The 13,642-nt window shown below is 65.6% G+C and carries 14 protein-coding genes; 7 read left to right on the forward strand and 7 right to left on the reverse strand.

The genetic code is table 11. The features are described 5' to 3' along the window. Positions 1-56 precede the first annotated feature (56 nt). Both ACFZAI_RS27420 and ilvA read left to right on the forward strand, forming a co-directional pair. Positions 57-269: a hypothetical protein gene (locus tag ACFZAI_RS27420; protein WP_391569961.1), complete on the forward strand. Its 213-nt coding sequence runs from the start codon at positions 57-59 to the stop codon at positions 267-269. A gap of 92 nt (positions 270-361) precedes the next feature. Beyond that, positions 362-1,927 (forward strand): threonine ammonia-lyase, biosynthetic, encoded by a 1,566-nt coding sequence (ilvA, locus tag ACFZAI_RS27425; protein WP_391569963.1) that lies wholly within the window; start codon positions 362-364, stop codon positions 1,925-1,927. A 96-nt stretch (positions 1,928-2,023) separates the two neighbouring features. On the opposite strand, the gene ACFZAI_RS27430 is transcribed toward ilvA, so the two are convergent. From ACFZAI_RS27430 to ACFZAI_RS27450, 5 genes are all read right to left on the reverse strand, one after another. Then, positions 2,024-2,971: a hypothetical protein gene (locus ACFZAI_RS27430; protein WP_391569964.1), complete on the reverse strand. Its 948-nt coding sequence runs from the start codon at positions 2,969-2,971 to the stop codon at positions 2,024-2,026. A 109-nt stretch (positions 2,972-3,080) separates the two neighbouring features. Then, the gene (locus ACFZAI_RS27435) at positions 3,081-3,878 is read right to left on the reverse strand and encodes an ABC transporter ATP-binding protein (protein ID WP_391569965.1); all 798 of its coding nucleotides are present in this window, start codon (positions 3,876-3,878) and stop codon (positions 3,081-3,083) included. A gap of 2 nt (positions 3,879-3,880) precedes the next feature. Then, positions 3,881-4,333, reverse strand: coding sequence for an azurin (azu, locus tag ACFZAI_RS27440; RefSeq protein ID WP_391569966.1), 453 nt, complete (start codon positions 4,331-4,333; stop codon positions 3,881-3,883). Between the two features lie 38 nt (positions 4,334-4,371). Next, complete coding sequence (locus tag ACFZAI_RS27445; protein WP_391569967.1) at positions 4,372-5,454, reverse strand: FecCD family ABC transporter permease; 1,083 nt, start codon at positions 5,452-5,454, stop codon at positions 4,372-4,374. A 7-nt stretch (positions 5,455-5,461) separates the two neighbouring features. After that, complete coding sequence (locus ACFZAI_RS27450) at positions 5,462-6,622, reverse strand: ABC transporter substrate-binding protein (RefSeq protein ID WP_391569968.1); 1,161 nt, start codon at positions 6,620-6,622, stop codon at positions 5,462-5,464. Positions 6,623-6,877: 255 nt separating this feature from the next. Between ACFZAI_RS27450 and ACFZAI_RS27455 the strand changes: the two genes are divergently transcribed. Then, entirely contained in the window at positions 6,878-8,068 is a 1,191-nt protein-coding gene (locus ACFZAI_RS27455) for a M24 family metallopeptidase (protein WP_391569969.1), read from the forward strand. Here the strand turns inward: ACFZAI_RS27455 and ACFZAI_RS27460 are convergent. Next, complete coding sequence (locus tag ACFZAI_RS27460) at positions 8,061-9,029, reverse strand: LysR family transcriptional regulator (RefSeq protein ID WP_391569970.1); 969 nt, start codon at positions 9,027-9,029, stop codon at positions 8,061-8,063. The two genes, ACFZAI_RS27455 and ACFZAI_RS27460, sit on opposite strands and share 8 nt — an antisense overlap. 92 nt (positions 9,030-9,121) lie before the next feature. Here ACFZAI_RS27460 and ACFZAI_RS27465 point away from each other — a divergent pair, with 92 nt between their 5' ends. The 4 genes from ACFZAI_RS27465 to ACFZAI_RS27480 all read left to right on the forward strand — a co-directional run bounded on the left by ACFZAI_RS27465 (position 9,122) and on the right by ACFZAI_RS27480 (position 12,779). Then, positions 9,122-9,637, forward strand: a complete 516-nt coding sequence (locus ACFZAI_RS27465) for a GAF domain-containing protein (protein ID WP_391569971.1) — start codon at positions 9,122-9,124, stop codon at positions 9,635-9,637. 18 nt (positions 9,638-9,655) lie between these two features. Further along, the gene (locus ACFZAI_RS27470) at positions 9,656-10,624 is read left to right on the forward strand and encodes a Bug family tripartite tricarboxylate transporter substrate binding protein (protein WP_391569972.1); all 969 of its coding nucleotides are present in this window, start codon (positions 9,656-9,658) and stop codon (positions 10,622-10,624) included. Between the two features lie 198 nt (positions 10,625-10,822). Then, positions 10,823-11,506 carry a response regulator transcription factor gene (locus tag ACFZAI_RS27475; protein ID WP_391569973.1) on the forward strand — a complete coding sequence of 228 codons (684 nt, stop codon included), beginning with the start codon at positions 10,823-10,825 and terminating at the stop codon, positions 11,504-11,506. Then, positions 11,496-12,779, forward strand: coding sequence for a sensor histidine kinase (locus ACFZAI_RS27480; RefSeq protein WP_391569974.1), 1,284 nt, complete (start codon positions 11,496-11,498; stop codon positions 12,777-12,779). The genes ACFZAI_RS27475 and ACFZAI_RS27480 overlap by 11 nt, the downstream gene beginning before the upstream one ends. A gap of 56 nt (positions 12,780-12,835) precedes the next feature. Here the strand turns inward: ACFZAI_RS27480 and ACFZAI_RS27485 are convergent, their stop codons facing one another. After that, a complete protein-coding gene (locus ACFZAI_RS27485; RefSeq protein WP_391569975.1) occupies positions 12,836-13,618 on the reverse strand; it encodes an enoyl-CoA hydratase/isomerase family protein in 783 nt (260 codons plus the stop codon). Positions 13,619-13,642: the final 24 nt, after the last annotated feature.

A 13,642-nucleotide genomic window follows, 5' to 3' on the forward strand; every position in this document is an offset into this window, starting at 1 on the left:
GGGAAGTACGACTGCCACGAAGGCGACATTGTAAACCCGTGACAAGGGCGCCGCGCATGGAAATAGCTGCAAAATGCCGTCTTATGAGCAGGATATCGCGGCTATATGCGTGGGATATGGCGGGCGGCGTTCTCGAATTCACGCTTGGCGCCGTTTCCGCCCGGTGTGATTTGACAAAATCCCGCGCCAAGCGCATTCTTTGCGCCATGAATTTCCGCGCCGTCCGCATTTCGCTGATTATTACCATCATTCCAAGAATGGTGGGTTAGCGCGCGACCGCAATAGTCACAAGCCACCCGCCCCACGAGGCGGGTTTTTTGTGGCCGCCTCTGCCGGGCAAATTTCCTAAGCAGAGAACCGCATGCAATCCTCCCCGACCGACACCGCATTCCAGCACGGCAACGCCTCGCCCATGGAATACCTGCGGCAGATTCTGACCGCGCGCGTTTACGACATCGCCCGCGAAACCGAATTGGACGCGGCGCGCGGCTTGTCGGTCCGGCTGAACAACACCGTGTTCTTGAAGCGCGAAGACAACCAGCCGGTGTTTTCCTTCAAGGTGCGCGGCGCCTACAACAAGATGCGCAACACGCCGCAGGCGGCGCTGGACCGGGGCGTGATCACCGCGTCCGCTGGCAACCACGCCCAAGGCGTGGCCATTTCCGCGGCCAAACTGGGCGTGCGCGCCATTATCGTCGTGCCGCAGACCGCGCCGCAGGTGAAGGTGGATGCGGTGCGCGCCCACGGCGGCCCGACCGTCACCGTGGTGCAGGCGGGCGATTCCTATAGCGACGCCTACGCCCACGCGCAAACGCTGGCGCAACAGCACGAGATGACCTTCGTGCCTGCCTTTGACGACCCTTATGTCATCGCCGGCCAAGGCACGGTGGGCATGGAAATCCTGCGCCAGCACGCCGGCCCGCTGCACGCGATCTTCGTGCCCATTGGCGGCGGCAGCCTCGCCGCAGGCGTGTCGGCCTATGTGAAATCCGTGGACCCGTCGGTGAAAGTGATCGGCGTGCAAACCGAAGATTCCTGCGCGATGGCGCAATCGCTGAAGGCGGGCGAACGCGTGAACCTGCCGGAAGTGGGGCTGTTTTCAGATGGCACCGCCGTGAAGCTGGTGGGCGAGGAAACGTTCCGCCTGTGCCGCGAATACCTGGACGAGGTGATCCTGGTGGACACCGACGCGGTGTGCGCGGCGATCAAGGACGTGTTCCTGGATACGCGCAGCGTGCTGGAGCCGGCGGGCGCGCTGGCGGTGGCGGGCTTGAAGAAATATGTCGAACGGGAAAACGCCCAAGGCTTGTCGATGGTGGCCATCACATCGGGCGCCAACATGAACTTTGACCGCATGCGTTTCGTGGCGGACCGCGCCGAAGTGGGCGAAGCGCGCGAGGCCGTCTTCGCCGTCACCGTGCCGGAAGAACGCGGCAGCTTCCGCCGCTTCTGCCGCGTGATCGGCCAGCGCAGCGTGACCGAATTCAACTACCGCATCGCCGACGCGCACACGGCGCACATCTTCGTCAGCATGCAGATTGCGCGCCGGGGCGATGCGGCCGACATCATGGCGGCGTTGCAGGAACAGGGCTTTTCCGCCAGCGACCTGACGAATAACGAAGTCTCGAAGCAGCACATCCGCTACATGGTGGGCGGGCGTTCCCCGCTTGCGGGCGGGGAGCGGCTGTTCCGCTTTGAATTCCCCGAACGCCCCGGCGCGCTGATGAAGTTCCTGTCAGAGATGGCGCCTAACTGGAACATCAGCCTGTTCCATTACCGCAACCAGGGCGCGGATTTCAGCTCGGCGCTGGTGGGCATCCAGGCGCCGCTGGCCGATAGCGCGGCGCTGGACGCCTTCTTGCAGCAACTGGGCTACGCGCATTTCGAAGAAACCCACAACGAGGCGTACCGCCAGTTTCTGATCTGATCTGGCTGGATCGAGTTGGGTCGGGTTGGGTCGGGTTTGGCCGGATTTGGCCGGGTTGGGCCGGGTTTAGCCAAAATCGATTTGACTCCCGCGCGTTCAGCCCGGCTTGCAGTTCGCCTTTGCGCGTGACGTCGCCGTGGGCAACGTCACGCCGGGCTTAAGCTGCAACGTGGCGCGGCCCTGTGTTTGCGCCAATTGCAGCGTGGCCGCGCGCCAGGCGGGCACATCGTCAAACAAGACTTCCGGCCGGGACGACGACGGGTACAGCGGATCGGGCCGGTTGAATTCAATGGCGGGCAGCGCCAGGCACGTGTCTTTGAAGTTCAAGCGCGCCAGCTCCCGTCCATCGCTTAAGCGCACCGCACGAAACGCCAGCGGCGCGTCCACGAACTTGACGACTTCGGGCACGATCCGCATGTCGCCCTGCGCGTCCTTGATGCGCGTGGCGGGTTCCACCACCACCACGTCTCGGCCCGGCGCAATGGCCAGATACGCCACGTCGCCGTCCACATCCAGCAGTTTTCCCTGGCCCAGATTCGTTGCCTTGAGCGGCGCGTGGCGGATCAGCACCGTTTCTTGCCAGGCGGTTTCCACGCGCGTCCAGCCTGGCAGGCGTGCGTCTTCGAAGCGGGTGCCGCCGGGTTTGTCGCGGTCGCGCTGGTTCGATAGCGCCATCCGGTTCACGCGCAGTGCGCCGTTGGCGACCTGCAAGTGGGCCAGCACCGGATCGGCGCTGGAGCTGGTGAAGTAGGCCAGCACGGCATCGGTTTCAAGCGCCTTTGCGTTGGCGGCGCAGAAGAACGCGGTTGAGGCCATGTCGCGGCCGTCGGGGTAGAGCAGCTTGCCGACGTCCTTGCCGCAGAGCTTGTTGCCTTGGAACGTGATGGTGGTGCTGCGGGTGTTTTGGCGCTGGCCGGTGTTCCAGTCCTGACGCCCGCCCGTCGTGATCTCGACGACGAGGCCGTGATTGTCGTAGACGACCGATGCGCCTGCGGGCGCGGCAAGCAGGCTGAGAAAAAACGCCATGATGCGGCTTCTCGTCATTTCCGCGGACTCCCTGGAATGGCTGGACCGGTAAATATATACCGCCGCACAGGATGTGCCGCCGTTGTATATACCGCCGCACAAGATGTGCCGTCGTTGGCCCGTGCCGTCAGACCCCGGCCAGCCCATCCACGTGCACCTGCGCCTGCCCCTGCGGGCAGCGTTCCACGCGGGCTTGCACGCGATAGACCTGACGCAGCGAGTGCGGCGTGACGACGTCGGCAGGCAGGCCCTGGACCTGGATCGCGCCGCGATGCAGCAGCAGCGCGTGGTCGGCGTGGCGCAGCGCGATGTTCAAATCATGCAGCACCACCAAGGTGATCAGCCGGTGCTGGCGCGTCTGGCGGCGCAGCACGTCCATTACATGGAATTGGTAGTTCAGGTCCAGCGCGGACAGCGGTTCGTCCAGCAACAGCAGACGAGGGCGGCGCACCAGCGCTTGCGCCAGCGAGGCCAGTTGCTTCTGGCCGCCCGACAGCTCATCCAGATACCGGCTCGCAAGCGCCGCGATGCCCAGGCCGGTGATGACGGCCTGCGCGTCGTGCATCAGCGATTGACCGGTTGCGCTTTGGGTCCCCACACCCTGGCGGCCTGAACGTGCGGCGACCAGCACCGATTCGAACACCGTCATGTGTACGCCCTTGGGCAAGGCCTGCGGCATGTACATGGCGCGCTCGGCCCGGCGCGCGGGGGAGGCGCGCGCCAGGTCTTCGTCGTCCAACAGGATCGCGCCGCGCATCACTGGGTTCAGCCCGGCCAGCGTTTTCAGCAGCGTGGATTTGCCGCTGCCGTTCGGGCCCAGCAGCGCGGTGACCGCGCCTTCGGCCAGCGGCCCGGCGCTAAGGTTTTGAAGCACCGGCTTGCCGCCGTAGCCAGCGTCCAGCCCGCGGATGTGCAGCGCTGTCATCGTCAGGGTTGCAGCACCAGCGTGCCGCGCATGTGTTGGGCGTGCGCGGGGAACGAGCAGTAGTAGGTGTACGACTGCCCAGCGCGCAGGCGGCTGACGGGGAAGGTCACGGTGGCGGTTTCGCCGCCGCCCAGCATCGGGGTCTTGGCCAGGATGCGCGCATCAGCAGGCGCCAGAAATTCGTGCGGCGCACCGGCTTTCATGCCGTCGATCATCACGGCATCAATATCTTCCGTCTTCGTCAGCACCCAGTTGTGGCCGGCCTTTTCCTTGCTGTTCTTGCCTGTGTGAATCAAGCGCACGGTGAACGCGGTGCAGGTGGCAGGCACGACGATGTGGTCCGGGCCGAACTGCTTGCCGGGGCGGCCTTCAACGTCGATAGCGCAAGCGGGGGCGGCTTGCGCCGCGCTGGCGACGAGCAAGCTGGCCAATGCCAGGGTCAGGCGGGAATGCATCAGGGGAGTCTCCTTTGGGAATGCAGGCTTAGGGGGCGTCAGGTGCGCTTTAACGCACGCACGACGATGGTGAGAAAAAACGGAATGCCAACCAGCGACGTCACAATGCCCACCGGAATCAGCGCGCCGGGCAATACCGTCTTGGACGCGACCGACGCCAGCGACAGGATCAGCGCACCCGCCAGCGCACTGCCGGGCAGGTAATAGCGGTGGTCTTCGCCCAACAGCAGGCGGGCGATGTGCGGGGCGACCAGGCCAACAAAACCAATCGTGCCGACGAACGACACCGCCAGCGCCGCCAGCGCGCTGACGCGCAGCAGGCTGACCAGGCGCAGGCGCTTGACGTCTATGCCGAAGCTGGCGGCGCGCTCTTCGCCCAGCCGCACGGCGGTCAGCTTCCAGGCGTCGCGCATCGAAAAGGGCAGGGCCAACGCCACGGCCGCCGCCATGACGGACACCGTGGTCCAGTTGGCGCGCGCCAGGCTGCCCATCGTCCAGAACACAATGCCTTGCAAGGCCTCTTCGCTGGCCACGAATTGCAGCAGCATCACCAGCGCCTGAAAGGAATAGACCAGCGCGATGCCAAACAGCACTACGCCCAAGGTTGAACCGCCGCGCCAGCGCGCCACGCGTTCCAGGATCAGCACCGACACCAGCGTGCAGGCAAAGGCCGAGATCGACACCACCATGCCGGGCGGCAGCGCCGGCACATGCCAGTCCAGCGTGATGGCCAGCGATGCGCCAAAGGCCGCCGCAGCCGACACCCCCAGCGTGTAGGGGCTGGCGAGCGGGTTGTCGAGCATCGTCTGCATCTCGGCCCCGCCCAGCCCCAGCGCCACGCCGACCAGCAAGGCCATCAGCGCATAGGGCAAACGAAACTGCCAGACGATGACGCGCGTGCCAGCGCTGGCCGCGTCGGGATGCAGCAGCGTGTGCAGCAGGTCGGCAAGCGGCAGCGACGCCGGGCCGCTGGCGATGTCGGCCAGCAGGCTGGCAAGAATGGCCAGCGCCAGCACCGCGGTCAGGAACCGGCGCTTGCGTACGGTGCGGCGGTAGGCGGCGATGGCGTCGTCTGCGCTTGCCGTAAAGGCCGGTGCGGCCGCCGTGGTCGGGTTGATCATGGCGCGATTAGCGGGCGGAAGGCGCAGAAGCGTCCAAAGACCCCGCAGGCGCCGTCCAGTACGTGCCGGCGTTGTCCACGTCCAGAAACTGGCGGTACAGCGTGTCCAGCGTGTCTTGCGGGTTCAGCGCGGCGGCGCGTTCCGGGTAGAACCACGCGGCCATCGCTTCGATGGCGGCCACGTTGTAGGGCGAGTTGTAGAACGCATGCCAGATGCCGTAAGCGCGGTGCTGCGCCACTGCGTTCAGATCGCGGATGCCATCGCGGGCCAGCAGCGCGGTGAGGCTGCCTGCCGACACATGCGCGGCGGCGCCTGGCCCGACCAGCAGGCCAGGGCGGCCGGGTTCGGAGCGGCTGCCGGTGGCGATGTAGACGTCGGGTTTGGCGTCCAGCAAAAACTCCAGGCTGACGTCGCCGATTGCGCCGGGCAAGACGGGTGCCGCCACATTGACGCCGCCCGCCGCCTCCAGCAAGTCGCCAAAGCTGCCGTTGCCGGTGGTGTGGCAGCAGGCCGGCCATACACCCGCCAGCATTTCCACAAACACGCGCGGGCGCTGCGCCTGCGGCACGGGGTCTACCATCTTGCGCACGCGCGCCAGCCTGTCTTCATAGAAAGCGATATAGGCTTCGGCTTCAGCCTGGCGGTCCAGCGCCTGCCCCAAAATCCGCATGCTGGGCACGGTGTTCTGCACGGGGTGCTGGCGAAAATCGATGAACACAATGGGAATGCCGGCGTCTTGCAGCGCGGTGATCATCGGGTTGTTGCGCCCCGGCCCGTGGCCGCTCAGGCTGAACACCGCTACATCGGGCGCCAGCGACACGATTTTTTCAGGGCTGACGCTGGCTTCCGACGTCTTGCCAATCAGCGGCACGCGGGCTGCTTTCGGATAGCGCGTGACGAGCTGGTTCCAGGAATACGGGTCTTGTTGCTTCAGCTCGCCTTGCCAGCCCACCACGCGGGCGACCGGGTCCTTCTTGTCCAGCAGCGCCATCGCAAACACGAAGCGGCCTTCACCGAGCAGCACGCGTTTGGGGTGGTCAGGCACGGTGACGACCCGGCCGGCCAGGTCTGTAACCTGACGCGCGTGGGCGTCAGCAAGCACGCCCAACCCGGCGCAAAGCAGGGCGGTAGCGGCCAAGGCCGCACGAAGCAAAGAAAGCGTACGCATCGAAACATCCCGGGTTGCGCCGTTCGCCGCAGGCTTGCGGGTAACGCGAACCATTCTTATCGACACGCAGTGTCCGCCAAGCCGTCTCAAGAAATCGTTAAGAGAAATCGTTAAGACGTGGCCGCCAAGGCAGGGCGCCGCCGCGCCATGCCATAACGCTTATGGACCCCTCAGGTTTATTCATTGGGCGCTAATGCTTCGCCTGCCCATAATCCAACAGGCCTACGCGATACCCCTCACCCATAAGGAAACGCCATGCCTAAACTTACCCACGCCGTCTGGCATTACCGGCGCGACAAGATGACCGCCCTGATGGACGATCTGGCGGTCGACGCCATCATCTTTACGTCCGCCGACTTCTTCCAGTTTGCGACCAACTTCCATACCGACGTCCTGCCCTGGGAACGCCCGATCTTTGCCGTGGTGCCGCGTGACGGCACGCCGTTTCTGGTGATGAACGAACTGTCCACGCACCATATGCAGTTTTCCCAGGAGCAAGGGAAAGTCTGGATCACGGACATCACGTACTACGCGGAGCATCCGCGCGTGTCGAACCGACTGCCCTTGATTACGCAGCTGCCTGAAGTGTTGGCGGCAAGGTTGAAGGCCGCGGGGCTGGCGCGGTCGCGCATTGCCGTTGAAGGCGGCAGCCCTGTGCTGGCGCAGGCGGGCCGCATCCTGCCCGACATCGTGCTGCGTCCCGCCACGCCGGAATGCCGCTCGCTGCGCTGGCAAAAACATGATGAGGAACTGGCGGTGATGGCCGCCGCCGCCTCTATTTCCGATTGGATTCAGGACCGCTACCGCGAGAACATCCAGCCGGGCCGGCTGGTGCAAGAACTGGACTTTGCGATGGCGTCGCTATTCGTGCAAGAAGCCGCCAAGCGTTTTCCGGGCGAGCATTTCGAAGTGATCCGCTGTTGGACGTTAAGCGGCCCGGCCTCCGCGTCGCCCCATGGCGATGGCGCGTCTTGCGGCGCGCGCATCAACAAGGGCGATGTGCTGGTCAATATCGTCATCCCGCGCCTGAACGGGCTGACGATTGAAAACGAACGCACCTGGTTCTGCGGCGCGCCCTCGGCCGAGCAGACCCGGCTGTGGTCCGCCGCCAAGGCCGCAAACGAAGCCGCCATTGCCGCGGCGCGTACGGGCAACCCGGTCTGCATGATAGATGCGGCGGCGCAGGCCGAAATCGAAAAGGCCGGCTACGCGGATTTCATCCGCCATCGCACCGGGCATGCAGTGGGCATCATCCACCACGAATACCCGGAAGACATGGCGTTCTGCCAGCGCCCCTTGCTGGACAACGAGGTCTATTCGGCCGAACCCGGCATCTACGCCTATGGCATCGGCGGCTTCCGGCTGGATGACACTGTGGTGGTGGGCGACACGCCGCGCGTGTTGACGAACACGCCCAAGACGCTGGAATACGCGACGGTCAAGTAGTTGAAGCCGGGCCAGCGCCGCCGCCTTCGAGCAGGCGCTTGGCCTCTTCGCGCAGCGTCTCGCACAAGTCCGGCAGCACGATGCTGGGCGAGTTCGCCGCCCACAGCATGCCAATGGGGCCGAACTCCAGGCGCGACGGCATGGGCACGATGCTGATCAGGTTCCAGCGTTCGTACATCCGCGCAACCGAACTGGCCAGCGTGGCGATGTAGTCGCGGTCTTGCAGCATGGATAACAGCGCCACCAGCGAGCTCGTTTGCACGGCGGGCCGGGGCGGCGGCATGCCCGCTTCCGACACCGCCTGGTCCAGCCGCACCCGCGACAAGATGCCGGGCGGCGGCAAAATCCAGGGGTAGCCGTCTGTGTCTTCCCAGCGCGGCGCGGCCAGTTCCGTCAAGGGGTGGCCGCGCCGCGCCACCACGCTGAACGTATCGGTCATCAGCCATTCGGTGCACAGCCCGGAGCGGCTGGCGCGCACATCCAGCGGGCCGATGATCAGATCAATTTCACGGCGCTCCACGCGTTCCACCAACGGCTCAAGCAAGCCTTCAACCAGTTCGATCTGCACCTTGGGTGAACGCTGGTGCAGCGCGGCAATGGCGCGCGGCAGCAAAACCGGTGCGGCGGACAGGATCGTGCCGATATGCAGATGCCCGGCCACGCCGCCTTTGACCGCTTCGATCTCTTCGCCGGTGCGCGCCGTGTCGCCCAGCACCCGGCAGGCGTATCGCCACAGCGCGCGCCCGGCCTCGGTCAGCGTCAGCGTGCGGCCGCGCACAAATAACGGCGTGCCGACCAGGTCTTCCATGTCGCTCAGCCAATGGGACAGCGCGGGCTGCGTCATGTGCATCGCCTTGGCGGCGCCTGTCACGGTGCCGGCGCTTTCCAGCGCGGCCAGCACTTGCAGGTGCCGCAGCTTCAGGCGGCGGGTCCAGGAGAGTTCAGTCGGGGTGGCATCCATGCGGAAATGGTAATGGATATCTCAGCTTTATTCATTGGCCGGATATGGTTCGTGGCCCGCAAAATGCCTCATCCCTTTCATGAGGCAGACCCGTGACGAGTTCAAACGATTTCAAGCCGCAGGCGCTGGCGTTAGGCGGCGTGGCGCAAGCGTTGGCGCAAGATTCGCAGCCGGAGCGCGGCTTGCAGGCATTGGCCGATGCGCTGTCGGCGCGTATCGGCTACCGCTTGTTTACGGTACTGGTGCTGGATCGGCAGGCGGGCCTTAGCCGCCGCTACTTTTCCAGCCAGCCTGTGGCTTATCCGACCGATGGCGCCAAACCCATACGCGAAGACAGCGATTTCTATGCCCGCGTCGTTCAGGCCGGACAGCCCCGGCTATGCCAGGACCGCCACGAGTGCCAGCAGGCGTTTCCAGATCACGATCTGATTTTCTCGCTGGGCTGTGAAAGCGCGGTCAACGTGCCGGTGCGATGGAACGGGCAGACCATTGCGTCATTGAACCTGCTGCATGAAGCGGGCTGGTACCGGCAAGACATGCTGCCCGAACTGGCCTGGTATTCGGCGCTTGCCATTCCGCTCATACAAACAATCCACCACACTACCTGATATCCACGGGGAAAAACCATGAAACGTTTTAGCGCAGGATTCGCTGCATTGCTGATGTCGTGGGGGCTGACGCCGGCCTACGCGGCGGATGCCTATCCCACCAAACCCATCACGATTGTTTATCCCTATGCGCCGGGCTCGGCGTCGGACACCATGACGCGGCTGCTGGCCGATGCGATGTCCAAAAAGCTGGGCCAGCCCGTCATCGTGGAAAGCAAATCGGGGGCGGGCGGGTCGATCGCCACCGAACACGTCGTACGCGCCGCACCCGATGGCTACACGCTGCTGCTCAGCGCAAGCGGCACCATCGCCGTCAATCCGCATATCTACAAGCTGCGCTACAACCCCGTCGAAGACCTGGCGCAGATTTCCATCGCGGTCGAAGTGCCGTTCGTGTTTGTCGTCAGCAAGGATTTTCCGGCGCAGGACTACGCGTCGTTCAAGGCGCTTAGCAAGCAGAAATCCGGCGGCCTGACGTCCGCTAACGCCGGGCTGGGCACACAGGCTCACTTGACGCAGGCCGCCTTCGCCAGATTGGCCGGCGTCAACCTGAACATCATTGGCTACAAGGGCGCGGCGCCTGCCGTCAACGACATTCTGGGCGGGCACGTGGACTCGATGATGGACAACGCCGCGTCGCAGATTCCGTATGTCACGTCGGGCAAGACCACGGCGTTGTTCGTCACGAGCGACTACCGCTTTGAGGGCTACCCCAAGGTGCCGACGGCGAAGGAACTGGGCATTACGGGGCTGGTGCCCGCTGGCTGGTTCGGCCTGGCCGCGCCCAAGGGCACGCCGCCCGCCGCCATCGACAAGGTTCAGACGGCGTTGACGGCGTCGCTGAAGGAACCCGACATCCAACGCAAGCTCAAGGACCTGGGTTGGGTGATCGTGGGCAATACGCCCGCGCAGGCCCTGGAACGGGCGCGGGCCGACTACACGCTGTTGGGGCAAGTGGTTCGCGACATAGACTTGAAGCCTAACTGAGGCGGCAGGCGGGGCGGGGGCGGGCGCCTGTGTAGGCATCTATAAAGACCTGAACATAGGTCTATGCAAAGGCCTACGCAAAGGTATATCCAAAGGCCAAGGCATCGGCATATCCAAAGGCCTACGCATCGGCGTATCCAAAGGCCGATGCAAAGCCCCCTAAAATGTGCGATTGATTTCCATTCCCCGCCTTGCCCCATGCGCGTTCTAGTCATCGAAGACGACCCCGACATCCTGGCCAACATCACCCACCACCTGACGCGGCGCGGCTATATCGTCGACTGCGCCGAAGATGGGCAGCGCGGCTACGCGATGGCGGCGCAAGGCGGGTTCGACCTGATTGTGCTGGACCTGATGCTGCCGCGCCTGGATGGCTACGAGCTCTGCCGCCGGTTGCGCACCGAAGCCGCGTGCGACACGCCCGTGATCATGGTCACCGCGCGCGACACGCTGGATAACCGCCTGACCGGCTTTGACGCCGGCGCGGACGATTACCTGGTCAAGCCCTTTGCGCTGGCCGAGCTGGCTGCGCGGGTCAAGGCGCTGCTGCATCGCGCAAGCGGTGCGAGCGCGGCGCGCGTGTTGTGCGTGGGCGATCTGACGCTGGACACCCGTACTTTGTCGCTGGCGCGGGCGGGCCAAGCGCTGCGCCTGCCGCCGGCTCCGCTGCAACTGCTGACCTTGCTGATGCGCGCAAGCCCGGCAGTGGTGCATCGCGGCCGGCTGGAAGAAGCGCTATGGCGCGACTCGCCGCCCGACAGCGACAGCCTGCGCACGCACATCCACCAGATCCGCCAAGTGGTCGACAAGCCTTACGGCGCGCCGCTGCTGCACACCGTGCACGGCATTGGCTACCAGTTGCGGGCGGCGGATGAAAGCTAAGCCGGCGACGCGGCGCGGGCTGGCGCGCCATCTGGTGCTGACCTATGTGGCGTTGGCGCTGCTGGTGGCGGGGCTGCTCACGGGCTTGTCGGTCTGGAGCGTGGGCAAGCTGGAAGCGCACCTGCAACGCATCGACATGGGCATGGCGGTGGAGCGGGTGCGCGGCGATTTCCTGGCGGGCATCGACCCCGGCCGGCCCAACCGTTTTTTTCACGGCGAGCCGGGCAGCGATGCATTTCCAGATTGGCTCCGGCCGCTGTCGCCGGGGTTTCACAAGATCGAACGCGCGGGGCGAATCTGGCACGTGATGGCCGACGACCAGGGCGGACAGCGCTACATGCTGCTGCGTGACTACACCGACTATGAACAGAGCCAGGTGGCGTCGCACTGGGCCGCCGTCAGCGGCTTGGCGGGCAGCCTTGCGCTGGCGTTCGCGCTGGGCATTCTGGCCACGCGCAGGCTCTTGCGGCCCTTGTCGCGGCTGGCCGCGCAAGTCAACACGCGCGGCGCGCAGCCGCCGCAGACCCGGCTGGCTGAAGACTATCCGCCTGATGAGATCGGCCAGCTGGCCGCGGCTTTTGACGCCACCTACAACCAGCTTGAACAGGCGCTGCGGCGCGAACAACTCTTCACCGCCGATGTCGGCCATGAATTGCGGACGCCGCTGATGGTGATCTCAAGCTCCTGCGAGCTGCTGCGTGAAGAACAGGCTTTGGATGCGGACGGCCAGGCGCGGCTGACGCGCATTGAAGCCGCCGCATCCGACATGAGCGACCGGCTCGACACCTACCTGATGCTGGCGCGCGGGGGCGACGCCGCCGAACGCTTCGCCCGCGAAAGCGCGGTAAGCACGGCACGCGGGCAACTGGCGGCGTGGGCGGGCGTGGCCGAACGCCGGGGCATGCACCTTTCGCTGAAAGAGGCCGGCGCCCACACCCAACCGCTGCAATTTCCCGCGCCGCTGATGCGTGCGGTCTTGTCCAACCTGGTCCGCAACTCGCTCCAGTACGCGGGGCCGCAAGCGCAGGTCGTCATCACGGCGGGGGCGGATTTCATGCAGGTGGCCGACAACGGGCCGGGCATTCCGGCCGAACGCCAAGCGGCCATTTTCAGCCCCTTCGTGCGTGGCGAACAGCCGGATGCCGGCAACCTGGGGCTGGGCCTGTCGCTGGTGCAGCGCATCTGCGCGCACCAGGGTTGGCGTGTGTCGTTGCAGTCGGCGCCGGGGCGCGGCAGCGTGTTCCGCGTGGACCTGGCCGCGCAGGTGGCATGACGCGGGGTGGGTGAACGCCGCTTAAGAACCCGTACCGCGCCCTGTTGCCTGGCCGTTCAGCGTCCGGCGAACACCGGCTGGCGCTTCTCGGCGAAGGCGGCGGCGGCGTTGCGGTAGTCCTCGCTCTGGTTGGCCTGGTCCGATAGGGCCTGGATGCGCGCCGCGTCTTCGATCAGCGTGCCTGCCGAGATCGCGTTCAACTGGAGCTTGCTGCCCGCGATAGACAGCGGCGCGTTGTCCATCATGCCCGCCCCGAATGCCAGCGCGCCAGCGACCGGGTCGTCGTAGATGGCGTCGATGAAGCCCGCCTGACGCGCCGCGCCGGCGTCGACGAACTCGCCGGTGTAGAGCCAGCGCCGCGTCTGGCTGACGCCGATCAACTGCGACAGGCGCTGAAGCTGCACGGTGGGGTAGACCAGGCCCAGACGCGCCACTGGCACGCTGACCCGCGCGCTGTCGTCGCCCACGCGGAAGTCGCAGCACAGCGCCAGGCTTGCGCCGCCACCCACGCATACGCCGCGCATGGCCGCGATGACCGGCAGCGGGGCGGCCTGCACCGCCGCGAAGCATTCCTGGATCACTGCGCGATAGGCGTCGGCGCGCACGGGATCTGACAACGCTTCGCGAAACGCTAGGATGTCGTCGCCCGCGCAGAAGTGGCCCTGCGCGCCGGTCAGCACCGCCAGCCGCAGCGACCGGTCTTCTGCAAAGCCGCGGAAGACGTCGCGCAGATCGCGCCAGGCAGCCAGGTCGCAGGCATTGCGCCGATGGGGCCGGTTGATCGTGACGATGGCGACGCGGCCCCCGTCACGGCTGTCCACACAAATTTCAGATGCCAAGGCAATCTCCTGTGCCGCGTTCGC

The sequence above is a fragment of the Achromobacter sp. NPDC008082 genome, assembly GCF_042957345.1.
Lineage (GTDB): Bacteria > Pseudomonadota > Gammaproteobacteria > Burkholderiales > Burkholderiaceae_B > Achromobacter > Achromobacter kerstersii_A.